This window comes from Streptomyces wedmorensis (assembly GCF_000716445.1).
GTDB classification, from domain to species: domain Bacteria; phylum Actinomycetota; class Actinomycetes; order Streptomycetales; family Streptomycetaceae; genus Streptomyces; species Streptomyces wedmorensis.
Window position 1 is genome coordinate 155,475 of sequence record NZ_JNWK01000003.1, and the last position, 25,738, is coordinate 181,212.

Genomic DNA, 25,738 nt, shown 5'->3' on the forward strand with positions numbered 1-25,738 from the left:
CTCATGACCTCGACTCGACAGCAGCCGGCCACACCCCAGGCCCCGCTCTCCTTCCCGCGCCAGCTCGCCCGGACCCAGCGGTTCACCCTGGGGGCTCCGCGAGGGTTCTCGGTGTCCCCGGACGGGGAGCGGGTGGTGTTCGTCCGATCCGGTTCGGGCTCCGACCGCTCGCACCGGCTGTGGGTGCTCGACCTGCCGCCGGGCGGCACTCCGGTGGAGCGGCTCGCCGCCGACCCGGCGGCGCTGCTCGCGGGGGCGGAGGAGGAGCTGCCGCCGCAGGAGCGGGCGCGCCGGGAGCGGAGCCGGGAGGGCTCCGGAGGCATCGTGACGTACGCGGTGGACGGGGCGGTGGAGCTGGCGGCGTTCGCCCTGTCGGGGCGGCTGTTCGCGGCGGAACTGCGGGCTGGGACGGCGCGCGAGCTGGAGGTGCCGGGACCGGTCCTCGATCCCCGCCCCTCGCCGGACGGGCGGCTCGTCGCGTACGTGGCGGAGGGCGCGCTGCGGGTGGTGGGCGCGGACGGTTCGGGCGACCGGGAACTCGCCGTTCCGGAAGACGGGCACGTCTCCTACGGATTGGCCGAATTCATCGCCTCCGAGGAGATGGGACGCGACCGCGGCTACTGGTGGTCCCCGAGCGCGGATCGACTGCTCGTGGCGCGGGTGGACGACCGGCCGGTGCGGCGCTGGTGGATCGCCGACCCCGCGCATCCGGAACGGGAGCCGCAGCGGGTCGGGTACCCGGCGGCGGGGACGGCCAACGCGGAGGTGCGGCTCTTCCTCGTGGACCTCGACGGGGCGCGCACGGAGGTGCTGTGGGACCGGGAGCGGTATCCGTACCTCGCGCGGGTGCACTGGTCGGCCGCCGGGGCGCCGCTGCTGCTCGTGCAGACCCGGGAGCAGCGGGAGCAGGCGTTCCTGGCGGTGGACGTGGAGTCGGGGACGACCTCCACCGTACGGGCGGAGGCGGACCCGGCGTGGCTCGAGCTGCACCGGGGGGCGCCCGCGTGGGGGCCCGGCGGCGGGCTCGTGCGGATCACGGACGAGAGCGGGGCGCGCGTCCTGGCCGTCGGGGACGACGCGTGGACGGGCGAGGACCTGCACGTGCGGGCGGTGCTCGACGTCGGCGCGGACGACGTCCTCGTGTCGGCGTCGGCGGGCGAGGCGGCGGCGGGGCCGGAGACCGGCGAGATCCATGTGTACCGGGTGTCGGCGGCGAAGGGGGCCCGGCGGCTCTCCGAGGGAGTCGGGGTGCACGCGGCCGTGCGCTGCGGGGCGGTCGCGGTCCTGGTGTCGGCGCGGCCCGGGGAGCCGGGGAGCGTGGCGCGGGTGCTGCGGGACGGCGAGCAGGTCGCGGTGGTGGCCTCGTCCGCGCAGCGGCCGGTGGTCTCCGCCCGGGTGCGGCTCACCGAGGCCGGTGCCCGGCGGATCCCGTGCGCGGTGCTGCTGCCCACGGGGTACGAGGAGGGCGACGGGCCGCTGCCGGTCCTGATGGATCCGTACGGCGGTCCGCACGGGCAGCGGGTGGTCGCCGCGCACAACCCGCATCTGACGTCCCAGTGGTTCGCCGACCAGGGCTTCGCGGTGATCGTGGCCGACGGGCGGGGCATGCCGGGCCGCTCCCCCGCCTGGGAGAAGGCGATCCTGCGGGACCTGACGCCGACGCTCGACGACCAGGTGGAGGCGCTGCTCGCGCTGGCCGGGCGCTTCCCGCTCGACCTGGACCGGGTGGCGGTGCGCGGCTGGTCGTACGGCGGCTATCTGGCGGCCAGGGCGGTGCTCCAGCGGCCCGACGTCTTCCACGCGGCGGTCGTGGGCGCGCCGGTGGCGGACTGGCGGCTGTACGACACCCACTACACGGAGCGGTACCTCGGCACCCCGCAGGACGACCCGGAGGTGTACGCGGCGCAGTCGCTGCTCACCGACGACGGGCTCACGGCTCCCGAGGGCCCGGCCCGGCCGATGATGATCGTGCACGGGCTCGCCGACGACAACGTGGTGGTGGCGCACGCGCTGCGGCTCTCCTCCGCCCTCCTCGCGGCGGGCCGGCCGCACGAGGTGCTGCCGCTGTCCGGGGTCACGCACATGACGCCGCAGGAGCAGGTGGCGGAGAACCTGCTCCTGTTGCAGGTGGACTTCCTGAAGCGGGCGCTCGCCGTGGCGGGGTGACGGGGACGGGTGCCCCGCCGGCCCGGCCGGGTCACCAGCCCGGCGGCGGCGGGGAGGGCGGGGCCGGGGGCATCGACCCGGCCGGCCCGTAGGACCCGTAGGACCCGTACGGACCGGGCCGGCCGTACGGCGCGTGCGGGCCGGCCGGCCCGTAGGCGCCGGGTGCGGGGTCCTCCTCGCCGCGCGCGGCGAGGAGGACGAGCACCGCGATGCCGGCGAGCAGGCCGAAGACGGCACTGAGGATAACCAGCTGCTGCACGGTGGGGAGTTCGTCGAAGTGGGCGGCCAGTTCGTACCGGACGGCCCGCGCGACCTCGGCGAGACCGACGGCCGCCAGGAACCCTCCGGCGAGCAGGCCGAACGCCCTGCTGTGACGGGCCCGGGCGAAGGCGGAGCCGGCGGCCGCGGCGTACAGGCCGACCAGCATCGCCGCCAGCCAGCCGGGGGGCGGCGCGAGGGCCGGTTTGACGACGGACCGGCCGCCGGTGAGCCGGTCGACGGTGACCTCCACCGGCAGTTCGGTCGCCCAGTACACCTCCCACAGGGTCAGGACGGCGGCGGCGACCGCGAGGAGGACGCCGGCGGCGACGGCGCGGCCCGTGGGGGGCCGGGTGGGGAGGCGTTCGTACGCGGCGGTCGCCGGGCGCCGGCCCGCCGCGGCGGTGACGACAAGACCGGCGGCGAGGGCCAGTTCGGCGAGCGCGGTGACCAGCGCCCCGCTGTCCGCCGCCCACAGCCCGGGCAGCCGCAGGGCGAGCGTGACCGTGCCGGTGGCGGCGAGCGCGGAGGCCGCGTGCCGGGACCGCAGGGCGGCGACGGCGCCGGCCGCGGAGACGGCGAGCAGCACCGGGTCGGTCAGCGAGGTGGCGGACCGCCCCCGGATCAGGAAGAAGTGGTCCCCGGCCCAGTACCACGCGAGGTCGACGGGCGACCCGAGCGCGGCGAGGTCCTTGAGGATCCACACGGCGGCGATGAGGGCGAGCGCGGCGCAGAGCGCGGCGCCCGTGAGACGTGCCGGTCGTGTCACAGTCACGGACCCGATACTCACGGTCGCGACCGACCGAAACAAGCGGTTCCGCATGTCCGGGGGAAGACGGCTGTGCCACGGAGGGGAGGCGGGCCGGGAAGAGGCGCGGCCGGCCGGGACGCGCGAGGCGCCCCGGCCGGCCTACGGCACCCGCACGGCCGTACGTCACCGAGCCTGCCGCGTCCGTATATCGGAGGGGATTCCGTCGGGTTGCCCGCTCGTTAAAGGGCCGCGCCTCAAGGGGACGGGGGCTCCTCCCCGTCGTCCTCCGGCGGGACCACCTGCTTCTCCTCGGCGAAGTGGCAGGCGGAGTCGTGCTTGGCCGGGCTTTCGGTGAGGCGGAAGACGGCCGGGACGGCGAGTTCGGGGACTTCCAGGGTGCAGCGTTCCTGGGCCTTCCAGCAACGGGTGCGGAAGCGGCAGCCGGAGGGGATGTCGGCCGGCGAGGGGACGTCGCCGGTGAGGATGATCCGCTCGCGGTGCGCGCGGGCCTCCGGGTCCGGCACCGGCACCGCGGAGAGCAGCGCCTGCGTGTACGGGTGCGTGGGGTGTTCGTAGATCTCGGCGTCGGTGCCGATCTCGACGATCCGGCCGAGGTACATGACGCCGACCCGGTCGGAGATGTGCCGCACGATCGAGAGGTCGTGGGCGATGAACACGTACGACAGGGAGAACTCGGTCTGGAGGTTGCCCAGGAGGTTGACGACCTGCGCCTGGACGGAGACGTCGAGCGCCGAGACCGGTTCGTCGGCCACGATGATCTCGGGCTGGAGCGCGAGACCGCGGGCGATGCCGATGCGCTGGCGCTGACCGCCGGAGAACTGGTGCGGGTACCGGTTGATGTACTCCGGGTTGAGGCCGACGACGTCCAGCAGGTCCTGCACCTTGCGGCGCCGGTCGCCCTTGGGGGCGACCTCGGGGTGGATCTCGTACGGTTCGCCGATGATGTCGCCGACCGTCATGCGCGGGTTGAGCGAGGTGTACGGGTCCTGGAACACCATCTGGATGTTGCGGCGGACGGCCTTCAGCGCGCGCGGGGAGAGCTTGCTGATGTCCTCGCCCTTGTAGCGGATCTCGCCCGACGTCGGCCGCTCCAGGTTGACCAGCATCTTCGCGACGGTCGACTTGCCGCAGCCGGACTCGCCGACGATGCCGAGGGTCTCCCCGGCGGCCAGGTCGAAGTCGACCCCGTCGACCGCCCGGACGGCGCCGACCTGCTTCTTGAACAGGATGCCCCGGGTGAGCGGGTAGTGCTTGTGCAGGCCCCGGACTTCGAGAATCGCCTCAGCCATGGAGGCACTCCTTCCAGAAGTGGCAGGCGCTGGCGCGCTTCACCGGGGACTCGGTCACGTCGTAGAGCGGGGGCACGTCGGTGCGGCAGCGGTCCCGGGCCAGGGGGCAGCGGGGGTTGAAGGCGCAGCCGGGCGGGATGGCCAGCAGGTTGGGCGGCAGGCCCTTGATCGCGTAGAGCTCCTGGCCCTTCTGGTCCAGGCGCGGGATCGATTCGAGGAGCCCCTTGGTGTAGGGGTGGGCGGGGGCCTTGTAGATCTCGTGGACGGGGGCGCGTTCGACGATCCGGCCCGCGTACATCACGGCGATCTTGTCGGCGACGTCGGCGACGACGCCGAGGTCGTGGGTGATCAGGATGAGGCCCATGTTCAGCTCGCGCTGGAGCTCGGCGAGGAGGTCCATGACCTGGGCCTGGACGGTGACGTCGAGGGCGGTGGTCGGCTCGTCGGCGATGATCAGTTCGGGTTCGAGGGCGAGCGCCATCGCGATCATGATGCGCTGGCGCATGCCGCCGGAGAACTGGTGGGGGTACTGGCCGACGCGCTCCTTGGCGGCGGGGATGCGGACCCGGTCCATCAGCTCGACGGCCTTGGCGCGGGAGTCCTTGCGGGACATGCCCTTGTGGACCTGGAACATCTCGCCGAGCTGGTCGCCGACGCTGACGACGGGGTTGAGGGAGGACAGCGCGTCCTGGAAGACCATCGCCATCTTGGCGCCGCGGATCTTGCGCCGCTCCTCCTCCTTGAGCTTCAGCAGGTCCTGGCCCTGGAAGAGGATCTCGCCCTGGGTGATCTTCCCCGGCGGGATGTCGAGGATGCCCATGACGGCCTGGGCCGTGACGGACTTGCCGGAGCCGGACTCGCCGAGCACGGCGAGGGTCTCCCCGGCGTTCACCGAGTAGTCGACGCCGTTGACGGCCTTGGCGACCCCGTCCCGGGTGTGGAACTCCACGTGCAGGTCGCGCACTTCGAGCAGCATGGATCCCTACCTCAGCTTGGGGTCGAGGGCGTCGCGGACGGCGTCGCCGAGCATGATGAAGGCGAGCACGGTGATGGCGAGCGCGCCGGCCGGCCAGAGCAGCATGTGGGGCGCGTTGCGGATGTACTGCGACGCCGAGGAGATGTCGATGCCCCAGGAGACGGTCGGCGGCTTCAGGCCGACGCCGAGGTACGACAGGGTCGCTTCGAGCGAGATGTACGTGCCGAGGGCGATGGTGGCGACGACGATCACCGGCGCGATGGCGTTGGGCGTGATGTGGCGCAGCAGCATCCGGGAGTTGGACGCGCCCAGGGCCCGGGCCGCCTGGACGTAGTCGTTCTGTTTGGCGGTGATGACGGAGCCGCGGGCGATGCGGGAGAGCTGGGGCCAGCCGAGGAGCACCATGAAGCCGATGACGGGCCAGACGGTGGAGCTGGTGACCACGGAGAGCAGCACCAGGCCGCCGAGGACGACGGGGATGGCGAAGAAGACGTCGGTGATCCGGGAGAGGAAACCGTCCCAGGCTCCGCCGAAGAAGCCGGCGAGCCCGCCCAGGATGCCTCCCAGGATCGCGACGCCGACGGTGGCGAGGACGCCGACGGTCACGGACGTCCGGGCGCCGTAGACGGTGCGGGTGTAGACGTCGCAGCCCTGGCCGTTGAATCCGAAGGGGTGGCCGGGCTGGGAGCCTTCCTGCGCCTTGGACAGGTCGCAGTCGAGGGGGTCTCCGGAGGCGATCAGCTGGGGCCAGATGGAGATGATCACCAGGAAGAGGATGACGAGCCCGGAGATGATGAACACCGGGTTGCGGCGCAGGTCGTGCCAGGCGTCGGACCAGAGGGAGCGGGCCTTCTTGTCGGGGCCGGCGCCCTCGGGGCCGCCGAGGTTCTTCTCCAGGGTCTCCGCCTCCGCTGTGGCGAGGTCGGACGCTCCTCCGGCACCGGTCGAGGCGATCGCGCGTCCTTCCTCGCCGTACGACTCAAGCGGCTCAAACGGCTCGGGCTCAGGCATAGCGGATCCTCGGGTCAAGGACGGCGTACAGGAGGTCGACCAGGAGGTTGGCCAGCAGGAAGATCAGGACGAGGATGGTCACGAAGCCGACCACGGTCTGCGTGTTCTGACGGACGATGCCCTGGTAGAGCTGGTAGCCGACGCCGTGGATGTTGAAGATCCGTTCGGTGACGATCGCGCCGCCCATGAGCGCGCCGATGTCGGCGCCGATGAACGTCACCACGGGGATGAGGCTGTTGCGCAGCAGGTGGCGGCTGATGACCCGGCGGCGGGGCAGGCCCTTGGCGACGGCGGTGCGGACGTAGTCGGCGCGCTTGTTCTCGGCGATCGAGGTCCGGGTGAGCCGGGTGACGTAGGCGAGCGAGACCGAGGCGAGCACCAGGCCGGGCACGATGAGTTCGCTGAAGGGCGCCTCGGGCGAGACGGCCGGCTTGATCCAGCCCCATTTGACGCCGAGGAGCAGCTGGATGAGCAGGCCGGTGACGAAGGTCGGGACGGAGAGGACGACCAGGGTCAGCAGCAGCACGGTGGTGTCGACGGGGCGGCCGCGCTTGAGGCCGGTGACGACGCCCAGGCTGATGCCGATGAGGATCTCGAAGAAGATCGCGACGATGGTGAGCCGGATGGTGACCGGGAAGGCGCTGGCCATCAGCTCGGTGACGGGCTGGCCGTTGAAGGCGGTGCCGAAGTCTCCGGTGAAGACGTTGCCCATGTAGGTCAGGTATTGCTGCCAGAGGGGCTTGTCGAGTCCGAACTCCTTCTCCAGCTGGGCGGCGGTCGCCGGGTCGCACTGGCGGTCACCGCACAGGCCGGCGATGGGGTCGCCCATCACGTTCACCATCAGGAAGATCAACAGCGTGGCGCCGAAGAAGACCGGGATCATCTGCAGCAGCCGCCGGATCACATATCGACCCATGAGGGGCTCCGGGGGTTGGCTCCGGGGAAAGGACTGGGGAAGGCGTACGGCCCGGCGGCGCGGGGGTCCGCGGGCCGGGCCGTACGCCGCCGACCTGTACGGCCTGCTACGGCGTCAGTTGACCTTGATCTGGTCGTAGACCGGGACGCTGAACGGGTTCAGGGACACGTTCGAGACGTTCTCCGAGTAGCCGGCGCTGCCGTTCTGGTACCAGAGCGGGATGGCGCCCATGTCGTCGCGGAGGACGCCTTCGGCCTGCTGGAAGAGCGCGATCGCCTTCGCGGTGTCGGCCTCGGCGTTGGCCTGGTTCACCAGCTTGTCGAACTCGGGGTCGGAGTACTTGCCGTCGTTGGACGAGGCGTTGGTGTAGTACAGCGGCTGGAGGAAGTTCTGGATGAGCGGGTAGTCCATCTGCCAGCCGGCCCGGAAGGGGCCGTCCATCTTCGACTGGGTGATCTGGTTGCGGAAGTCGGCGAAGGTGCCGACCGGATTGCCGACGCAGGCCTTGTTGTCGCCGAGGGCCCGGTTGATGGAGTTGCAGACCGCGTCGACCCATTCCTTGTGGGAGCCGGTGTCGGCGTTGTACGAGATCTTCATGGTGCCGCCGGGGATGCCGCCGCCCTCGGCGACGAGCTTCTTCGCCTCGGCGGCGTCGTACTTGCAGAAGTCGCCGCATACGTCCTTGAATCCGCCGTCCTCGCCGAGGACCGGGGAGGTCCAGTCGACCGCGGGGGTGCGGGTCTTCTGGAAGATCGTGTCGGTGATCTGGCTGCGGTCGATCGCCATGGAGAGGCCCTGGCGGAGCTTCTCCTGTCCGGGCTTGTTCCAGGCCGGGTCGTAGAACGGGAAGGACAGGGTCTGGATGATGCCGGCGGGCACGTTGATGTAGCGGTCGCCGAGGTCGGCCTCGACGTTCTTGAGCTGGGAGGCGGGCACGTCGTCGACGAGGTCGAGGTTGCCGGCCGTCAGGTCCGTGTAGGCGGTGTTGTTGTCGGTGTAGACCTTGAGGGTGATGCCGCCGTTCTGGGCCTTGTCGGCGCCGGGGTAGGAGTCCCAGCGCTTGAGGGCCATCTGGGAGCCCTTGGAGTACGAGTCGACGGTGTACGGGCCGTTGCCGATGGGCTTCGACAGCCAGGCGGCGTGGTCCGTGAAGAAGGCCTGCGGGAGCGGGGAGAAGGCCGCGTAGCCCAGGGTGATGGGCCAGGTGGAGAACTTCTGGGTCAGCTTGACCGTGAAGGTCTGGGGGCCCGTGACCTTGAGGCCGGACATCGTCTCGGCGGTCGGTTCGCCCTTCTCGGGGTGGACCTGGTCGTAGCCCTCGATCTGGCCGAAGAAGTAGGCGTTCTTCTGGTTGTTCTTCAGGTGGGCGCCGTAGTTCCAGGCGTCGACGAAGGACTTGGCGGTGACCTTCTCGCCGTTGGAGAAGGTCCAGCCGTCCTTGACCGTGATCGTGAAGTTGGTCGAGTCGGTCGTGTCGATCTTCTCGGCGAGCATGTCCTTGGCCTCGCCGGTCTTCGGGTCGTACTGCTTGAGCCCGCGGAAGATCATGGAGAGGACCTTGCCGCCCTGGACCTCGTTGGTGTTGGCGGGCTCCAGCGGGTTCTGCGGGTCGCCCCACGAGGAACTCACGATGCCGTCGGCACCTCCGCCGCCGCCGCTGTCGTCGCCGCCACCGCAGGCGGTCGCCGTGAGGGCGACGGCGGTGGCCAGTGCGGCCCACTTGGCGTGCGTGGCTCCGCGCATGGAGTGCCTCCCAAATGTCCTGAGTCTCACTTAGGCCCCAATATCACCTCATATGGAAGGACCTGCATTTCCAGGGCACCCGTACGGATGCCCCGCCGCGGGCACCCATGACGAAGGGGCGCCCCCGGTCCGTGTGGACCGGGGGCGCCCCTCTGCTCATGCGCCGTGTGCGTCAGTGCGCCGGAACGACGTTCTTCTCCTCGGCGAAGTGGCACGCGGAGAAGTGCGCGGCCGGGGTGTCCTGCCCCTTGAAGCGCTCCGGGATCGCGAGGACCGGAGCCTCCTGGGAGCACTTCTCCTGCGCCTTCCAGCAACGGGTGCGGAAGCTGCAGCCCGACGGCGGGTTCGCCGGCGAGGGGACGTCACCGGTCAGGATGATCCGCTCGCGGTGCGCGCGGGCCTCCGGGTCCGGCACCGGCACCGCGGAGAGCAGCGCCTGCGTGTACGGGTGCGTCGGGTGCTCGTAGATCTGCTCGTCCGTACCGATCTCGGCCATCTTGCCGAGGTACATGACGCCGACGCGGTCCGAGATGTGCCGGACGATCGACAGGTCGTGCGCGATGAAGACGTAGGAGAGGTTGAACTCGTCCTGGAGCTTCCCCATCAGGTTGATGACCTGCGCCTGGACGGAGACGTCCAGGGCCGACACCGGCTCGTCGCAGATGATGATCTCGGGGTTGAGCGCGAGACCGCGGGCGATGCCGATGCGCTGGCGCTGACCGCCGGAGAACTGGTGCGGGTACCGGTTGATGTACTCCGGGTTCAGACCGACGACGTCCAGCAGCTCCTGCACCTTGCGGCGCCGGTCGCCCTTCGGGGCCACCTCGGAGTGGATGTCGAAGGGCTCGCCGATGATGTCGCCGACCGTCATGCGCGGGTTCAGCGAGGTGTACGGGTCCTGGAACACCATCTGGATGTTGCGGCGGACGGCCTTCAGCGCGCGCCCGGACAGCTTGGTGATGTCCTGGCCCTTGTAGAAGACCTCGCCGGCGGTGGCCCGCTCCAGGTTCATCAGGAGCTTGGCGACCGTGGACTTGCCACAGCCGGACTCGCCCACGATGCCGAGGGTCTCGCCCTGGTAGAGGTCGAAGGAGACCCCGTCCACGGCCTTGACCGCGCCGACCTGCTTCTTGAAGAGGATGCCCTGCGTCAGCGGGAAGTGCTTCTTCAGGTTGCGCACCTGGAGGATCGGCTCGCCGCGGCCCACAGGGGCGTCGAGGGCGGCGGCCACGGCCTCGTCGTTCAGGTCAGCCATGGATCGTCTCCTTCCAGAAGTGGCAGGCGCTCTTGCGGCCCGGGAGGTCCGCGCCGTTCTGCTCGGTGACCGGCACCAGGGCCGGGATCTCCGTGCGGCAGAGGTCGTCGGCCTTGGGACAGCGCGGGTTGAAGGCGCAGCCGGTGGGAACCTTGAGCAGGTTGGGCGGCAGGCCCTTGATCGCGTAGAGCTCCTGGCCCTTCTGGTCCAGGCGCGGGATCGAGTCCAGCAGACCGCGGGTGTACGGGTGCGCGGGGCGCTTGTACAGCTCGTGCACCGGAGCCTGCTCGACGATCCGGCCGGCGTACATCACGGCGATCTTGTCCGCGACGTCGGCGACGACGCCGAGGTCGTGGGTGATCAGGATCAGACCCATGTTGTATTCCTGCTGGAGCTCCGCGAGGAGGTCCATGACCTGGGCCTGGACGGTCACGTCGAGAGCCGTGGTGGGCTCGTCGGCGATGATCAGGTCCGGCTCCAGGGCGAGCGCCATGGCGATCATGATGCGCTGGCGCATACCGCCGGAGAACTGGTGGGGGTAGTCGGAGACCCGCGCCTTGGCGGCGGGGATCTTGACCTTGTCCATCAGCTCGATGGCCTTGACCTTGGCGTCCTTCTTGGACATGCCGTGGTGCACCCGGAACATCTCGCCGAGCTGGTAGCCGACGGTGAGGACCGGGTTGAGGGAGGACAGCGCGTCCTGGAAGATCATCGCGATCTTCCGGCCGCGGATCTTCCGGCGCTCCTCCTCGGACATCTTGAGCATGTCCTCGCCGCGGAACAGGATCTCGCCCTGCGGGATCTTGCCCGGCGGCATGTCGAGGATGCCCATGATGGCCTGCGCGGTGACGGACTTGCCGGAGCCGGACTCGCCGAGGACGGCGAGGGTCTCGCCGGCGTTCACCGAGTAGTTGACGCCGTTGACCGCCTTGGCCACACCGTCACGGGTGTGGAACTCGACGTGCAGGTCGCGGACTTCGAGCAGCGGACCGGTGTGGTCGCCGCCGCGCGGCGCGGGGACGGCCGCGGTCTTGTCGATGATGCTCATCTTTTACGCCCTCCTCAGCGCAGCTTGGGGTCGAGGGCGTTGCGGACGGCTTCGCCGAGCATGATGAACGCCAGAACGGTGAGGCTCAGCATGATCGAGGGCCAGAGCAGGACGTGCGGGGCCACTCGGATCTGGGCGACACCGGCGGAGATGTCGACACCCCACGAGACGGTGGGGGCGGCGAGGCCGAGACCCAGGTAGGACAGGGTCGCCTCGGCCGAGATGTAACCGCCGAGCGCGATGGTCGCGACGACGATGACGGGGGCCATGGCGTTCGGCAGGATGTGCCGGAAGAGGATCCGGGTCGTGCCGGCGCCGAGGGCCTTCGCCGCGTGGACGTAGTCGGCCTGCTTGATGGTGATCACGGCACCGCGCATGACGCGGGTGATCTGGGTCCAGCCGAGGAACGCGAGGGCGAAGACGACGACCCAGACGGTCCGCTCGACGAACGCCTGCAGGACGACCATGGCGCCGAGCAGGAACGGGATGCCGAAGAAGACGTCGGTGAGCCGGGACAGGACGGCGTCGATCATGCCGCCGAAGTAGCCCGAGATCATGCCCATGATGCCGCCGACGACGGTGACGATCGCGGTGACCGCGATGCCGACCGTGACCGAGGCGCTGGTGCCGTGGATCAGTCGGGCGTAGACGGAACGGCCCTGCTGGTCGTAGCCGAGCCACTCCGCCGAACCGACCTTGCTCAGCTCGGGCTTGCTCAGGAAGTGGTGGACCAGGTCACCGGCGGTCGGGGACGCGCTGGTGAAGAGGGTCGGCCACGCCGAGATCAGCAGCAGCAGCGCGATCAGCACCGACGAGACGATGAAGTACGGGTTGCGGCGGAGGTCGGCCCAGGCGTCGCCCCAGAGGCTGCGGGCCTTCTCCGGCTTCTCCGCCGGCGCGGACGCGTCCACCGAGGGGGTGGCGACGGCGTCCTCGACGGTGGCGGTCTTGGTCACGTCAGGCATACCGGATCCTCGGGTCCAGGACCGCGTACAGCAGGTCGATGAGCAGGCTGGTGACGAGGTAGACGATCACCAGGATGGTGACCAGGCCGACCAGGGTGGCGCCTTCACGACGGGAGATCGACTCGGCGATGACACCGCCGACACCCTTGATGTTGAAGATCGACTCGGTGACGATCGCGCCGCCCATGAGGGCGCCGATGTCGGTGCCGAGGAAGGTGATCACGGGGATCATCGAGTTGCGCATCAGGTGGACGCCGATGACGCGGCGGCGCGGCAGGCCCTTGGCGACGGCCGTGCGCATGTAGTCGGCGCGCAGGTTCTCCGCCATGGACGTACGGGTGAGTCGTGCCACGTACGCGAGGGAGAGGAAGCCGAGCACGATGGCCGGCGCGATGAGCTCGCCCCACTCCGGCTGGGTGCTGACGTTCGGGTCGATCCAGCCCAGGTTGAAGGCGAAGACCATCTTGATGATGAAGCCGAGGACGAAGACCGGGATCGAGATGATCAGCAGGGTGAAGATCAGGATCAGGTTGTCCGCGAGACGGCCGGCACGCAGGCCGCCGATGACACCCAGGCCGATGCCGAAGATCAGCTCGATGGCGAACGCCAGGGTGGCCAGCTGGAGGGTGATGGGGAACGCGTCGCCCAGCACATCGGTGACCGGCAGACCGTTGCGGATCTGGGTACCGAAGTCCAGGTGCAGGAGCATGTCCCGCATGTAGAAGAGGTACTGCTGCCATGTCGGCTTGTCGAGACCCAGCTCGTGGCGCTTGGCGGCGAGCGTCGCCGGGTCGGCGCCCTTGTCGCCGAACATCGCCAGCACGGGGTCACCGGGCAGGCTGTGCACCATGAGGAAGATCAGCAGGGTCGTCCCGAGGAATACCGGGATCATCTGGAGCAGTCGTCGTGCGACATAACGCCCCATCATGCCTCCGTTGAGATGTGACAGCGGCAACCAACGGGCCCTCCCCCGACACGGCATGCCCGGATACCGAGCATGGGTTGTCGTGGAAGGGCCCCCCGGCCGCTGCGTAAGGCACCGTCACGGGGCTGACGCTCCGTCAGCCCCGTGGCGGCGTGCGGACTACGCTTGGGTGATTACTTCTTGACCTCGACGGTGTCCAGGATCGGGTCACCGTCCTGGCCGTACGTCACGCCGGAGACCTTCTCCGAGTAGCCCGCGTTGACCTTGTAGTACCAGAGCGGGATCGACGGCATGTACTTGACCAGCTCCTTCTCGACAGCCTGGTACTGCTTGACAGACTGGTCGAGGGTGGCGGCCGAGTCGGCGGCCTCGATCTTCGCGTCCAGCTCCTTGACGGAGAAGTCGCCCTGGTTGCCGGCCGCGGAGGTGTGGAACAGGTCCTTGATGAAGTTCGAGTTCACCGGGTAGTCGAGCGACCAGGCGGAACGGTACAGGGACTTGACCTGCTTCGACTTACGGGCGGTCAGGTCCGCCTGGAAGTCCGTCTTGCTGTCGCCGACACACGCGACGCTGGTGGCCTGGGTGATGCTGTTGCAGACAGCGTCGACCCACTCCTTGTGACCGCCATCCGCGTTGAACTGGATGAAGATCTTGTTGCCCGGGACGCCGCCGCCGGCCTTGATGAGCTCCTTGGCCTTGGCCGGGTCGAACTTGGTGACGTCGCCCGCCGCGTTCTCCTGGTAGCCCAGGATGCCCTTCGGGACCCAGCCGGTCGCCGGCTCACGGGTGCCCTGGAGCACGGTCTTCGTGATGGTGGCGCGGTCGATCGCCATCGAGAGGCCCTGGATGACGCGGACGTCGACCGGCTTCGGCTTCTTCCACTGGTCGGCGTAGAACGCGACCGCGATGGACTGGATGGCGGCGTGGTCGGCGTCGACCGCGCGGTTGCCCAGGTCCTGGTGGTAGACCGGGAGGTCCTTCGGACCGATCTGGCGGATGACGTCGAGGTTGCCCGACTTCAGGTCCTCGTACGCGGTCTCGAGGGTGGTGTAGTTCTTGAAGATCACACCACCGTTCTTCGCCTTGTTCGGGCCCTTGTAGCCGTCGAAGCGAACGATCTCGATCTGCTTCTTGTGGTCCCAGCTCTTGAACTTGTAGGGACCGTTGCCGACCGGCTTCTCGGCGGCGGCCTTCGGGTTCGCGTAGAAGGACGCGGCCAGCGGCGCGAACGGGGTGTACGCGAGCTTGTGGCCGAAGTACGGGACGGCCTTGGTCAGCTCGATGGTGAACGAGTTGTCGTCCACGACCTTCAGGCCGGCCAGGGTCTTGGCGGTCGCCTTGGCGCCCTCCGCCTCCGGGTGGACCTTGTCGTAGCCGACGATGTCGGAGAACCACGAGGAGAGACCCATGGCGTTGTCGATGTGCGCGTTCCAGTTCCACGCGTCCACGTAGGACTTCGAGGTGACCGGAGTGCCGTCGTGGAAGGTCCAGCCCGGCTTCAGCTTGACGGTCCACGTCTTCGAGTCGGTCGTGGTGAGCGACTCGGCGTTGACCATCTCCAGCGAACCATCGGCCTTGTAGGCGACGAGGTTCGAGTAGATGGCCTTCATCACGCCGGCGCCGTTCGACTCCATCGTGTCGCCGGTGTACAGCAGCTTCTCGGGCTCACCAAGGTCGGTGGTGAAGATCCCGTTCGGGTCCACAGTGCCCTTGGCGTCCGAGCCGCCGTCACTCTTGCCCCCGCCACAGGCGGTCGCAGCCAGGGCGACGATGATCGCGCCCGTTACCCACTTGGCGCTCTTGGCACCGCGCATGGGTTCCTCCTCATGAGTCCACTATGTCGCTACATGGGGGGCACTTCGAGTGTTGCCGACACCCCTGACGGCGTTGCACTCATGTGCCCCAAGTGTGCTCGTGAGTCGGCACTCCCCACAGTGCGTGACCCATTGACCCGAGCTCAATGGAGCCAACTATTAAGTACGACCGGGCCGTAAACCACACTTAAGCGGTCTCGTTTTGACAACATCACCAGGCCCTTGGATACCGAAATCCGGACAAAGTGAGTTCAGACAGACACCCCCGAAACGGACTGTTAATACACGTTCCGGAGAGCGACGCCCGGTATCCGGACAGCCGGGTGAGGTATTGGACTTGACGGCGGACCCCGCGACCGCGCCGTCCTGACGTGGTGTCGGACGTCACATCCGCCGGAAGCCCGACACTCCGTCAGGAGTGCCGGGCTTCCGATCGCCGATCATCGTGCGGGGTTCAGCAATACCTGGCCTTCGCCACCGCCGCAAGGGTGCCTGCCGGAGGCCGGACGGTGCACCGCAGGCCGCCCTCGCTGAGCTCGGTCCAGCTGACGGCCTTCCCGTACCGCCCTGTCGTCACCCAGCGGGTGCCCCGGTCGCAGCGGTACTGGGTGTAGTAGCCCTGTGCCGTCCGCGTACCGGCGTAGAAGACGTACTTGCTGCCCGACGAGAGGTTCCACGTGATGGATTCGGCGGTCGTCTTGGTCTTGGCGCCCGAGAGCTGGAGGTCCAGGCCCGTGTTCACCTCGAGACTGCCGATCGCGACGTTCGCGCCCACCGTGGCACCGGCGGTGACGGTGACGCCGGCGGTGACCTGCTTCACCTTCTCCGCGGAGTAGGTCTTGCTGGCCGGGCTGCCCGTGTAGTTCTCGATGGTCCTCTTGTGGGTGACGACCCACTCCTTCTTCACGTTCGACCACACCAGCTTGGTCCGGCCCGGGCTGCACATCGGGTCGCCCGCGGCGCTCGCGCTCGCCCCCGGAAGGGCCACGACCATGGCCCCCGCCATGGACAGCGTCGCCGCGAGTGCCTTCATCCTTCTGGTCAAAAGGATCGTTCCCCCATGTTCGGTACGAGGGAAGGCGACAGCCGCCCCCGTACGACTGGGCCCCGGCGCAACCGCCGGGGCCCAGTCACACTAGCGAGCGCTCGCGCTCGCCGTGGCGTCACTTGAGGGAGATCTGAGGTCGGTGAACCTCAACTGCCCTTGGTGCGGCCGATGTCAGCCGTTCTTGGCGCGGGAGGACGCGCGACCACGCGCGTTCTGGTCCAGGATCACCTTGCGGATGCGCACGGCCTCCGGGGTGACCTCGACGCACTCGTCGTCGCGGCAGAACTCCAGGGACTGCTCCAGGGAGAGCTTCCGCGGCGGGACGATCGCCTCGAAGGAGTCGGCGGAGGAGGAGCGCATGTTGGTGAGCTTCTTCTCCTTGGTGATGTTCACGTCCATGTCGTCGGAGCGCGAGTTCTCGCCGACGATCATGCCCTCGTACACCTCGGTGCCGGGGTCGGTGAACAGGACACCGCGCTCCTGGAGGTTCGTCATCGCGAAGGCGGTGACGGCACCGGCGCGGTCGGCGACGAGCGAACCGTTGTTACGGGTCGTCAGCGTGCCGAACCACGGCTCGTGGCCCTCGTGGATGGAGTGGGCGATGCCCGTACCGCGGGTGTTGGTCAGGAACTCCGTACGGAAGCCGATGAGGCCACGGGACGGAACGACGAACTCCATGCGGACCCAGCCGGAGCCGTGGTTCGACATGTTGTCCATGCGGCCCTTGCGGACACCCATGAGCTGCGTGACCGCGCCCATGTGCTCCTCGGGGACGTCGACCGTGAGGCGCTCGACGGGCTCGTGCGTCTTGCCGTCGACCTCCTTGGTGACGACCTGCGGCTTGCCGATGGTGAGCTCGAAGCCCTCGCGGCGCATCTGCTCGACCAGGATGGCGAGCGCGAGCTCACCACGGCCCTGGACCTCCCAGGCGTCGGGGCGCTCGGTGTCGAGGACGCGGAGCGAGACGTTACCGATCAGCTCGCGGTCCAGACGGTCCTTGACCTGGCGGGCGGTGACCTTGCGGTTCTTGACCGCGGCCTTGGCGTCCGCGCCCTTGCCCGTGCCACCGCGGCCGACGAGCGGCGAGGTGTTGGTGCCGATGGTCATGGAGATGGCCGGCTGGTCGACCGTGATCAGCGGAAGCGCGATCGGGTTCTCCGGGTCGGCCAGGGTCTCGCCGATCATGATGTCGGGGATGCCGGCGACGGCGCAGATGTCACCGGGGCCGGCGACCTCGGCGGGCTTGCGGGTGAGCGCCTCGGTCATCATCAGCTCGGTGATGCGGACGTTGGAGATCGTGCCGTCCCGCTTGATCCACGCGACCGTCTGGCCCTTGCGCAGCTCGCCCTGCTCGACGCGGAGGAGCGCGATGCGGCCGAGGAAGTTGTCGGCGTCCAGGTTGGTGACGTGGGCCTGGAGCGGGGCCTCCTCGTCGTACACCGGGGCCGGGACGTGCTCCAGGATGGCGGAGAAGAACGGCTCCAGGTTGTCGCTGTCCGCGGGGACGGTGCCGTTCTCCGGCTTGGTCAGCGAGGCGATGCCGTCACGGCCGCAGGCGTAGACGATCGGGAACTCGATCTGGTCCTCGTCCGCGTCCAGGTCGAGGAAGAGGTCGTAGGTCTCGTTGACGACCTCGTCGATCCGGGAGTCCGGGCGGTCCGTCTTGTTGATGCAGAGGATGACGGGCTTGCGCTGCTGGAGCGCCTTGCGCAGCACGAAGCGGGTCTGCGGGAGCGGACCCTCGGAGGCGTCCACGAGGAGGACGACCGCGTCCACCATCGAGAGACCGCGCTCGACCTCGCCACCGAAGTCGGCGTGGCCGGGGGTGTCGATGATGTTGATCGTGATCGGGGCCCCGCCGTCCTTGGGGTGATACTTCACCGCCGTGTTCTTGGCGAGGATCGTGATGCCCTTCTCACGCTCCAGGTCGTTCGAGTCCATCATGCGGTCGTCGAGCTGCTGGTGGGCGGCGAAGGCACCGGCCTGCTTGAGCATGGCGTCGACGATGGTCGTCTTGCCATGGTCGACGTGGGCGACGATGGCGACGTTACGGATGTCGTGGCGCGTGGGCATGGGTGCTTGCGCTTCTCTCGGATCGTGGGATGCGGCGTCAGTTCCTCGTACGCCCGCCGGGCGGACGCGCCACGGCTATGTCCTATGGTACGGGGCTGCCGCGCAAGGGGCTTCCCCGCCCGGGATCCGAGAGGGTCTACTGGGAGGTTTCAAGGGTGTGGGGAGGGTCGTGCGACCGGGTCAAGGGGCCGACGCGATCCTGCCCGCCGGGTTCGCCGGCGGGCAAGGAAATTGAGCTGCTTCTGAGGTTGTGACCTGCGGTTTCGGAGGTTTCAGCGGTTTCGTTCGGCGCCCTTGGAGGTTTCGGGCTTCTTGTAGCCGATGTCCTGGAAGCGGGGGCCTGCCAGACCCCAGGCTCCGGCGTTCACCAGATCGGCCTTGGCGGCGACGAGCTGGGGGCGCTGGTAGAGGGGGATGGAGCCGGCGGCGGCCCAGATCCGGGCGTCCGCCTGGCGGACGAGCTCCCGCGCCTCCTCCTCGTCGAGGGTACCCGCCGCCTGGTCGAAGAGCTGGTCGATGCGGTCGGTGCCGACCCGCGAGTAGTTCTGCTCGACCAGGAGCGAGCCGTCCGCGGCGGGCTCGGGCTTGGCGAAGATCGGCCGGGCGTCGGTCGCGGGGAAGGCGGAGGCGGGCCAGGAGTAGAGGGCGAGGTCGTAGTCGCCGGACGCGATGTGGTCCTTGAAGAAGCTGTCGTCCGAGACCTTGGTCACCTCGGTGCGGATGCCCACGGCGTCGAGCATCCGGACGATCCGGTCGCCGACCGTCCGCAGCGACTCCGAGCCGGGTCCCGAGGGCAGGACGAAGCGGAGGCTGAGGGCCTTGCCGTCCTTGCCGAGGGCCCGCGCCGCGTCGGGGGCGGTGACGGGGGCGGCGGTGCCGCGCGGGGCGTAGGCCCCGGCCACGCCCCGGTCCGGCTTGACGGCCGAATGGGCGCCGGCGCGGGCTCCGGAGCCCGTACCGGTGTCGAGGGCCTCGGCGCGGGCGAGGAGCGCGGCGCTCTGGCGGGCGGCGGCGGCTGCCGGGGCGAGGACGTCGGTGCCGCTCTCGGTGCCGTTCGCGCCGATGGCGGGGGCGCGGCGGTCGCCGGGCTTGTCGTCGCCGACGATGTAGAGGCCCTCGTCGGAGGCGGTGTCGCCGGCCTTCTTCTTCGCGTCGGCGGAGCCGCCCGCGGCCTTCCCGTCCTTCGCCTTGTCCTCGGCCTCGCTGCCGGCCTTGGTGCCGGCGGGCTTCTTGGCCGCGCCGCCGGGGACCCAGCCCGCGTCGGCGAGGAGGGCCCGCGCCTCCTTGGTGTCCTGGTCGCCGAGGGCGTCGCTGCTGTCCGCGTACGCCGCCTGCCCGGCGAGGGCCAGGTGGCTGCCGGGGGGCCGCGCCGGGAGGCCGAGCGGCTTGAGTACGGATTCGGCCAGCTCCTGGCGGTCGATGGCGCGGGCCACCGCGCGCCGTACCCGCTCGTCGGCGAGCGGTCCGGACTCGCCGTTGAGCGAGAGCTGGGTGTAGGCGGGTTCGAGGGACTTGCGGACCCGGTAGCCGGCCAGGGTGTCCTGGGCGGTGGCGTACGCGGCGATGGCCTGCTGGTTCTTCGTGCGGGCGGCCTGGACCTCCTCGGCCTTCGCCTCGTCGGAGCCGTGGGCGAGCGCCCAGGACTTCACGGCCTTGGAGGGGGTGATCCCGGAGCCGGGTCCGTGGGCGAGGGCGGCCTGCGCCCCGTTGCGGCCGTCGCGGGCGTCGCGGAGGGCGAGGGAGATCCGCTCGGCCGTGGCGCGGTCGATCTCGGCCAGGTCGAGCTTGCCGGCGGCGAGGGCGGCCGCCCGGCCGGTGCGGGGGACGGCGGCGAGGACGATGCTGTCGAGCTTGGCGGTCTGTCCCCACCAGCGGGGGTTGCGGGTGAGGACGACGCCGCCGGCCTTGCGGTCGATCGACTTCAGCAGGAACGGTCCTGCGGTGGCCTTGAGGGTGGTGCGCGCCCCGTCGTTGAAGGAGTTCGGGGACCCCATCACCTGCTTCGGGTACAGGGGGGTGAAGAGGGACTGCCAGTCGGCGTACGGCTTGGCGAAGGTGACCCGGACCTCCAGGTCGTCCTTGCCCCGCTCGATCTTCTCGATCCGCTCGTACCCGGAGTTGCGGGCGGTCCAGTACGCGGTGTCGCGGCCGCTCAGGGCCCGCCACTGGGCCACGAAGTCGGGCGCCCCGATCTCGCGTCCGTCGCTCCACACCGCCTGCTGGTTGAGCTTGTAGAGGACGACCTGCTTGGGCTCGGTCTCGACGATCTTCGCCGACTCCAGGTAGTCGGCGTTCCGCTGCGGCCGGCCCCGCGCGTCGAGCGTGTAGAGGGAGGGGAGCACCGCCGCGGCGATGCGGGAGGTGGCGCCGTCGGCGTCGGCCTGAAAGGTGTTGAGGGTGGTGGGCAGCGCGTCGATCGCCCAGCGCACGGTGCCGCCGTCGGCGACCTCGTCGCGCGCGGCGGGCGCGTTGTCCTGGGCCGCGACCGGGCCTCCGTCGGCCTCGTCGCCGGAGCTGCAACCGGCGAGCACGGTGACGGCGAGGACCGCGCTGGTGAGGGTGGCGACGGAGCGGAGCGTGCGGGAGCGGGGGCTCCTGGAGCATGTCCTCCCGCGAGGGGCGCCGATCTGGGACATGACATGTACCCCTTCGTCCAGATTTATGCCATTTGGAGATGATCAGACCTATTGCTCATACACTGAAAAGGACGGAGCGGTTTCGGCCACGGCGACACGGCGACACGTCCGGAAAACGCCACTCGTGCGGCTCAACGTCCCCCGGCCGAGCGCTCCGGACGAGTGGAATCCCGTGCACATGGCTTCCCAAGCGGGATGTGACGCGCGACACTCCTGCCGAAGCCGCTCGCGGAAGTGAGGGCAACCCATGTCCGTTCAGGACGACCTGGCGGCCGTCAAGCGCCGCCTGCAGGACCTGGAGCACACGGTCGAAGAGCTGGAACGCCGCGTCGGGGCGGAGCGGGCCGCTCCTGCCACGCCGGCCTCCGGCCGCGCCGAGAGCCTGGTGACCATCCCCGACGCCCCGTACGACAGCGGGCTCTGGACGGACACCGACGACGAGGGACTGGGAGCACGCGACCGGCACGCGCCGTAGGACGTACCGGCAACCGACCGTAGGAGGCCCTGTTGGCCGCAGGTACGCAGCCCCCGCCGAGTCACAGGACGGCGACGGGGGTGCGCTCGCCAGGGCGCGCCGCCATCGCCGCCCGCCATCTGCGGACCGACCGCTGGTGGCTCTCCCCCGCCGCCACCGCGGCGGGACTGCTCGCCTTCGTCGCGTACTCGACCTGGCGGGCCTTCGCGAACGCCGACTACTACGCCGCCCCCTACGTCTCCCCGTTCTACTCGCCCTGCCTGGCGGAGAACTGCGTCCCGATGCGGGGCGGACCGAACGCGGACCTCTTCGGCAGCTGGTGGGGCCTCTCCCCCGCCCTGCTGATCCTGGTCTTCCCGCTCGGCTTCCGGCTGACCTGCTACTACTACCGCAAGGCGTACTACCGGGGGTTCTGGGCGTCTCCCCCGGCCTGCGCGGTCGCCGAACCCCACCGCGCGTACACCGGCGAGACCCGGTTCCCGCTGATCCTGCAGAACGTCCACCGGTACTTCTTCTACACGGCGGTGCCGGTCGCCGGGATCCTCACGTACGACACCGTCCTCACCTTCCGCGACGCGTCGTACGCCTGGGGGCACGCGGGGCTCGGGACGCTGGTCTTCCTCGTCAACATCGCCCTCATCTGGGCGTACACGCTCTCCTGTCACTCCTGCCGGCACATCGTCGGCGGCCGGCTGCGGCACTTCTCGAAGCACCCCGTCCGCTACCGGCTGTGGACCTGGGTCGGGCGCCTCAACCGGCACCACATGCTGCTCGCCTGGGCCTCGCTGATCAGCGTCGCCCTCTGCGACCTGTACGTCTACCTGCTCGCCACCGGCGCCTTCGACGACCCGAGGTTCTTCTGACATGAGTCCTGTGAGCTCCGTGGAACGGCAGCGGTGGGACGTGGTGGTGGTCGGCGCGGGCGGCGCCGGGCTGCGGGCCGCGATCGAGGCGCGCCGGGCCGGCGCGCGCACCGCCGTCGTCTGCAAGTCCCTCTTCGGCAAGGCGCACACCGTGATGGCCGAGGGCGGCATCGCCGCGTCCATGGCGAACGCCAACGAGCACGACGACTGGAAGGTCCACTTCCGCGACACCATGCGCGGCGGGAAGTTCCTCAACCAGTGGCGGATGGCCGAGCTGCACGCCCAGGAGGCCCCCGAGCGGGTCTGGGAGCTGGAGACCTGGGGAGCGCTCTTCGACCGGACCCCGGACGGCCGGATCGCGCAGCGCAACTTCGGCGGCCACGAGTACCCGCGGCTCGCGCACGTCGGCGACCGCACCGGACTCGAACTGCTGCGGACCCTCCAGCAGAAGACCGTCTCGCTCCAGCAGGAGGACCACCGCGAGACCGGCGACCACGAGTCGCGCCTGAAGGTCTTCCAGGAGTTCACCGTCACCCGCATCCTCAAGGATGCGGACGGGCGGGTCGCCGGCGTCTTCTGCTACGAGCGGGAGAGCGGCCGCTTCCTCGTCCTGGAGGCACCCTCGGTCGTCCTGGCCACCGGCGGCATCGGCAAGTCCTTCAAGGTGACCTCGAACTCGTGGGAGTACACGGGCGACGGGCACGCGCTCGCGCTGCTCGCGGGGGCGCCGCTGGTGAACATGGAGTTCGTGCAGTTCCACCCCACCGGCATGGTCTGGCCGCCGTCGGTGAAGGGGATCCTGGTCACCGAGTCCGTCCGCGGCGACGGCGGGGTGCTGCGGAACTCCGACGGCGAGCGGTTCATGTTCGACTACGTCCCCGACGTCTTCAAGGAGAAGTACGCGGAGACGGAGGAGGAGGGCGACCGCTGGTACGAGGACCCCGAGAACAACCGGCGCCCGCCCGAACTCCTGCCGCGCGACGAGGTGGCGCGGGCCATCAACTCCGAGGTGAAGGCCGGACGCGGCTCCCCGCACGGCGGGGTGTTCCTCGACGTGTCGACGCGGCTGCCCGCCGACGCGATCCGGCGCCGGCTGCCCTCGATGTACCACCAGTTCAAGGAGCTGGCCGACGTCGACATCACGGCCGAGGCCATGGAGGTAGGGCCGACCTGCCACTACGTGATGGGCGGCGTCGCCGTCGACTCGGAGACGGCGGCCGCGGTCGGCGTCCCCGGGCTCTTCGCGTGCGGCGAGGTGGCGGGCGGCATGCACGGCTCCAACCGGCTCGGCGGCAACTCCCTCTCCGACCTGCTGGTCTTCGGACGGCGGGCGGGACTGTACGCCGCGCAGTACGCGGTGTCGGGAGCGGGCGGCGTGGTCGAGGCGGACGAGGTGGACGCCGCCCGGACGGAGGCCCTGGCCCCGTTCGACGGCGGCGGGGAGAACCCGTACACCCTCCACCAGGAGCTCCAGCAGACGATGAACGACCTCGTCGGGATCATCCGGCGGGAGGGCGAGATGGCCGAGGCACTGGAGCGGATCGGGGCCCTGCGCGAACGGGCCGGGCGGGTCGCCGTCGAGGGACACCGGCAGTTCAACCCGGGCTGGCACCTCGCCCTCGACCTGCGGAACATGCTGCTCGTGAGCGAGTGCGTGGCCCGGGCGGCCCTGGAACGCACCGAGTCCCGGGGCGGGCACACCCGCGAGGACCGTCCCGCGATGGAGCGGTCGTGGCGCCCGGTGAACCTGCTGTGCCGGGCGGCGGACGGCGGTGTCGTCCTGGAGCGGGTGCGCACCGAGCCCGTGCGGCCCGATCTGCTCGCCCTGTTCGAGAAGGAAGAGCTGGCGAAGTACCTGGCGGAGGAGGAGCTGGAGGCATGAGCACCTATCAGGCCCGCTTCCGGATCTGGCGGGGCGACGCCGGGGGCGGGGAGCTGACGGACTACACGGTCGAGGTGCACGACGGCGAGGTGGTCCTCGACATCGTCCACCGGCTCCAGGCCACCCAGACGCCCGACCTGGCCGTGCGCTGGAACTGCAAGGCGGGCAAGTGCGGCTCCTGCTCGGCCGAGGTCAATGGGCGGCCGCGGCTGATGTGCATGACCCGGATGTCGGTCTTCGACCGGGACGAGGTGATCACCGTGACGCCGCTGCGGGCCTTCCCGATCGTCCGCGACCTGGTCACGGACGTTTCCTTCAACTACGCGAAGGCCCGGGAGATCCCCGCGTTCGTCCCGCCCGCCGCGCTGGGTCCGGGCGAGTACCGGATGCGGCAGGAGGACGTGGACCGCTCGCAGGAGTTCCGGAAGTGCATCGAGTGCTTCCTGTGCCAGGACACCTGCCATGTGGTGCGCGACCACGAGGAGAACAAGGAGGCCTTCGCCGGGCCCCGCTTCCTGATGCGGATCGCGGAACTCGACATGCACCCCCTGGACGCGGCGGACGAGGCCGGACTCGACCGGCGGCGGGCCGCTCAGGAGGAGCACGGCCTCGGCTACTGCAACATCACGAAGTGCTGCACGGAGGTGTGCCCGGAGTCCATCCGGATCACGGACAACGCCCTCATCCCCCTCAAGGAGCGGGTCGTGGACCGCAAGTACGACCCGCTCGTCTGGCTCGGGAAGACGATCAGGCGGCGGACCTCGTAGGCGCGCCGCCGCCCGCGCCCGCGCTCCATCGGCCGAGGACCGGTTCGGCGAGGGTGCGTGCGGGGCGGCACATGGTCTGGCCGTGCCGGGCGAAGAGCTCGTCGCGGGAGGTGAAGCGGCCCAGGTCCGTCCGGAGGTGGGCGGACAGGTCGCAGGGGGCGGAGCCGGCGCAGGCGGCCGGCGCGTCCCAGTCGACGGTGGTGCGGGCGACGGCCTCGAAGAGCGTCTCCGCACCGGAGTTGGTGAACCCGCCGCCGTGCTCGGCCGGGGCGAGGCCGGTGAACAGTTCGGCGATCGGCACCCAGGCCCTGCCGGCGCCGTCCCCGCCGTCGGTCGTCCCGGCCGCGCCGAGGTGGAACTCCGGCCAGGCGAGGAGGACCTCCGCCGGTACGAACGCGCGGAGCTTCGGGAACCTCGGGTACCAGAAGGAGCCGTCGACGAGCAGGCCGCGCACCCGTGTCTCCACTCCGAGGGACCGGGCCACCGCCTCCAGGACCGCCATCCGCTGGCTGCACGAACCGCGGCCGAGCCGCAGCGTGCGCGAGACCCGGCGCCGGTCCTCGACGGAGTACACCGGCCGCACGGCGGTGACGAGGATGCCGTGCGCCACCTGGAGCCGGGCGCGGTCGGTGACCGCCCCCCGCGCCTCGGACTCGCGCACCACCCGCGCCACCAGCGCGGTCACGAGCGGGTGCTCCCGGTCGAGGATCGGGGTGGGCCGGGTGGACCCGGCGACCTCCGTCGCGGGCGCCTCCCCGGCGCGGACGCGGACGGGCCTGACGGGCATCAGCAGACGGCTGGTCATGGCGTACTCCCCCTCGGTCACGGCCCACCCGGGCCGCTCGGCCCCATCCTC

Annotated in this window: 20 protein-coding genes; 5 read left to right on the plus strand and 15 right to left on the minus strand. The window is 70.1% G+C overall.

The annotated features are described in order from the left end of the window. Positions 1-3: 3 nt before the first annotated feature. The gene (locus OO54_RS03110; RefSeq protein WP_033201313.1) at positions 4-2,166 is read left to right on the plus strand and encodes a S9 family peptidase; all 2,163 of its coding nucleotides are present in this window, start codon (positions 4-6) and stop codon (positions 2,164-2,166) included. A gap of 31 nt (positions 2,167-2,197) precedes the next feature. Here the strand turns inward: OO54_RS03110 and OO54_RS03115 are convergent, their stop codons facing one another. The 14 genes from OO54_RS03115 to OO54_RS03180 all read right to left on the minus strand — a co-directional run bounded on the left by OO54_RS03115 (position 2,198) and on the right by OO54_RS03180 (position 20,895). Further along, on the minus strand, positions 2,198-3,199 hold the full coding sequence (locus OO54_RS03115; RefSeq protein ID WP_033201314.1) for a hypothetical protein: 1,002 nt from the start codon (positions 3,197-3,199) through the stop codon (positions 2,198-2,200). 230 nt (positions 3,200-3,429) lie between these two features. After that, a complete protein-coding gene (locus OO54_RS03120; RefSeq protein WP_033201315.1) occupies positions 3,430-4,485 on the minus strand; it encodes an ABC transporter ATP-binding protein in 1,056 nt (351 codons plus the stop codon). Next, a complete protein-coding gene (locus tag OO54_RS03125) occupies positions 4,478-5,461 on the minus strand; it encodes an ABC transporter ATP-binding protein (protein WP_033201316.1) in 984 nt (327 codons plus the stop codon). The genes OO54_RS03120 and OO54_RS03125 overlap by 8 nt, the downstream gene beginning before the upstream one ends. 6 nt (positions 5,462-5,467) lie before the next feature. Continuing rightward, positions 5,468-6,472, minus strand: coding sequence for an ABC transporter permease (locus OO54_RS03130; protein ID WP_033201317.1), 1,005 nt, complete (start codon positions 6,470-6,472; stop codon positions 5,468-5,470). Continuing rightward, the gene (locus tag OO54_RS03135) at positions 6,465-7,388 is read right to left on the minus strand and encodes an ABC transporter permease (protein WP_033201318.1); all 924 of its coding nucleotides are present in this window, start codon (positions 7,386-7,388) and stop codon (positions 6,465-6,467) included. Before OO54_RS03135 ends, OO54_RS03130 begins: the two co-directional genes overlap by 8 nt. 114 nt (positions 7,389-7,502) lie before the next feature. Continuing rightward, entirely contained in the window at positions 7,503-9,131 is a 1,629-nt protein-coding gene (locus OO54_RS03140) for a peptide ABC transporter substrate-binding protein (protein ID WP_033201319.1), read from the minus strand. 172 nt (positions 9,132-9,303) lie between these two features. Further along, positions 9,304-10,386, minus strand: a complete 1,083-nt coding sequence (locus OO54_RS03145; protein WP_033201320.1) for an ABC transporter ATP-binding protein — start codon at positions 10,384-10,386, stop codon at positions 9,304-9,306. Next, entirely contained in the window at positions 10,379-11,434 is a 1,056-nt protein-coding gene (locus OO54_RS03150; RefSeq protein ID WP_033201321.1) for an ABC transporter ATP-binding protein, read from the minus strand. Before OO54_RS03150 ends, OO54_RS03145 begins: the two co-directional genes overlap by 8 nt. Positions 11,435-11,448: 14 nt before the next feature. Continuing rightward, a complete protein-coding gene (locus OO54_RS03155) occupies positions 11,449-12,399 on the minus strand; it encodes an ABC transporter permease (protein ID WP_017239907.1) in 951 nt (316 codons plus the stop codon). Further along, complete coding sequence (locus OO54_RS03160; protein WP_017239906.1) at positions 12,392-13,324, minus strand: ABC transporter permease; 933 nt, start codon at positions 13,322-13,324, stop codon at positions 12,392-12,394. Before OO54_RS03160 ends, OO54_RS03155 begins: the two co-directional genes overlap by 8 nt. Before the next feature lie 173 nt (positions 13,325-13,497). Continuing rightward, positions 13,498-15,138: a peptide ABC transporter substrate-binding protein gene (locus OO54_RS03165; protein ID WP_033201322.1), complete on the minus strand. Its 1,641-nt coding sequence runs from the start codon at positions 15,136-15,138 to the stop codon at positions 13,498-13,500. Positions 15,139-15,592: 454 nt separating this feature from the next. Next, positions 15,593-16,171: a hypothetical protein gene (locus tag OO54_RS03170; RefSeq protein ID WP_033201323.1), complete on the minus strand. Its 579-nt coding sequence runs from the start codon at positions 16,169-16,171 to the stop codon at positions 15,593-15,595. 186 nt (positions 16,172-16,357) lie between these two features. Further along, positions 16,358-18,259, minus strand: a complete 1,902-nt coding sequence (gene typA, locus OO54_RS03175) for a translational GTPase TypA (protein ID WP_017239904.1) — start codon at positions 18,257-18,259, stop codon at positions 16,358-16,360. Positions 18,260-18,531: 272 nt separating this feature from the next. Further along, on the minus strand, positions 18,532-20,895 hold the full coding sequence (locus OO54_RS03180) for an ABC transporter family substrate-binding protein (protein ID WP_033201324.1): 2,364 nt from the start codon (positions 20,893-20,895) through the stop codon (positions 18,532-18,534). A 247-nt stretch (positions 20,896-21,142) separates the two neighbouring features. Here OO54_RS03180 and OO54_RS03185 point away from each other — a divergent pair, with 247 nt between their 5' ends. The 4 genes from OO54_RS03185 to OO54_RS03200 are packed head-to-tail and all read left to right on the plus strand — an operon-like array spanning position 21,143 to position 24,882. Beyond that, complete coding sequence (locus tag OO54_RS03185; RefSeq protein ID WP_033201325.1) at positions 21,143-21,370, plus strand: hypothetical protein; 228 nt, start codon at positions 21,143-21,145, stop codon at positions 21,368-21,370. 32 nt (positions 21,371-21,402) lie between these two features. Further along, positions 21,403-22,233, plus strand: a complete 831-nt coding sequence (locus OO54_RS03190; protein WP_033201326.1) for a hypothetical protein — start codon at positions 21,403-21,405, stop codon at positions 22,231-22,233. Positions 22,234-22,243: 10 nt separating this feature from the next. Then, entirely contained in the window at positions 22,244-24,115 is a 1,872-nt protein-coding gene (locus OO54_RS03195; RefSeq protein ID WP_033201327.1) for a fumarate reductase/succinate dehydrogenase flavoprotein subunit, read from the plus strand. After that, positions 24,112-24,882: a succinate dehydrogenase/fumarate reductase iron-sulfur subunit gene (locus tag OO54_RS03200; protein WP_033201328.1), complete on the plus strand. Its 771-nt coding sequence runs from the start codon at positions 24,112-24,114 to the stop codon at positions 24,880-24,882. Before OO54_RS03195 ends, OO54_RS03200 begins: the two co-directional genes overlap by 4 nt. Here the strand turns inward: OO54_RS03200 and OO54_RS03205 are convergent. Next, complete coding sequence (locus OO54_RS03205) at positions 24,863-25,687, minus strand: transglutaminase domain-containing protein (RefSeq protein ID WP_033201383.1); 825 nt, start codon at positions 25,685-25,687, stop codon at positions 24,863-24,865. The two genes, OO54_RS03200 and OO54_RS03205, sit on opposite strands and share 20 nt — an antisense overlap. Positions 25,688-25,738: the final 51 nt, after the last annotated feature.

What these genes read in the sequence shown, in the direction of transcription:
- OO54_RS03110 (WP_033201313.1), top strand. Translation starts at nt 4, where the DNA reads ATGACCTCGACTCGACAGCAGCCGGCCACACCCCAGGCCCCGCTCTCC.
- OO54_RS03120 (WP_033201315.1), bottom strand. Translation starts at nt 4,485, where the DNA reads ATGGCTGAGGCGATTCTCGAAGTCCGGGGCCTGCACAAGCACTACCCG.
- OO54_RS03125 (WP_033201316.1), bottom strand. Translation starts at nt 5,461, where the DNA reads ATGCTGCTCGAAGTGCGCGACCTGCACGTGGAGTTCCACACCCGGGAC.
- OO54_RS03130 (WP_033201317.1), bottom strand. Translation starts at nt 6,472, where the DNA reads ATGCCTGAGCCCGAGCCGTTTGAGCCGCTTGAGTCGTACGGCGAGGAA.
- OO54_RS03135 (WP_033201318.1), bottom strand. Translation starts at nt 7,388, where the DNA reads ATGGGTCGATATGTGATCCGGCGGCTGCTGCAGATGATCCCGGTCTTC.
- OO54_RS03140 (WP_033201319.1), bottom strand. Translation starts at nt 9,131, where the DNA reads ATGCGCGGAGCCACGCACGCCAAGTGGGCCGCACTGGCCACCGCCGTC.
- OO54_RS03145 (WP_033201320.1), bottom strand. Translation starts at nt 10,386, where the DNA reads ATGGCTGACCTGAACGACGAGGCCGTGGCCGCCGCCCTCGACGCCCCT.
- OO54_RS03150 (WP_033201321.1), bottom strand. Translation starts at nt 11,434, where the DNA reads ATGAGCATCATCGACAAGACCGCGGCCGTCCCCGCGCCGCGCGGCGGC.
- OO54_RS03155 (WP_017239907.1), bottom strand. Translation starts at nt 12,399, where the DNA reads ATGCCTGACGTGACCAAGACCGCCACCGTCGAGGACGCCGTCGCCACC.
- OO54_RS03160 (WP_017239906.1), bottom strand. Translation starts at nt 13,324, where the DNA reads ATGGGGCGTTATGTCGCACGACGACTGCTCCAGATGATCCCGGTATTC.
- OO54_RS03165 (WP_033201322.1), bottom strand. Translation starts at nt 15,138, where the DNA reads ATGCGCGGTGCCAAGAGCGCCAAGTGGGTAACGGGCGCGATCATCGTC.
- OO54_RS03170 (WP_033201323.1), bottom strand. Translation starts at nt 16,171, where the DNA reads ATGAAGGCACTCGCGGCGACGCTGTCCATGGCGGGGGCCATGGTCGTG.
- typA (WP_017239904.1), bottom strand. Translation starts at nt 18,259, where the DNA reads ATGCCCACGCGCCACGACATCCGTAACGTCGCCATCGTCGCCCACGTC.
- OO54_RS03180 (WP_033201324.1), bottom strand. Translation starts at nt 20,895, where the DNA reads ATGTCCCAGATCGGCGCCCCTCGCGGGAGGACATGCTCCAGGAGCCCC.
- OO54_RS03185 (WP_033201325.1), top strand. Translation starts at nt 21,143, where the DNA reads ATGTCCGTTCAGGACGACCTGGCGGCCGTCAAGCGCCGCCTGCAGGAC.
- OO54_RS03200 (WP_033201328.1), top strand. Translation starts at nt 24,112, where the DNA reads ATGAGCACCTATCAGGCCCGCTTCCGGATCTGGCGGGGCGACGCCGGG.
- OO54_RS03205 (WP_033201383.1), bottom strand. Translation starts at nt 25,687, where the DNA reads ATGACCAGCCGTCTGCTGATGCCCGTCAGGCCCGTCCGCGTCCGCGCC.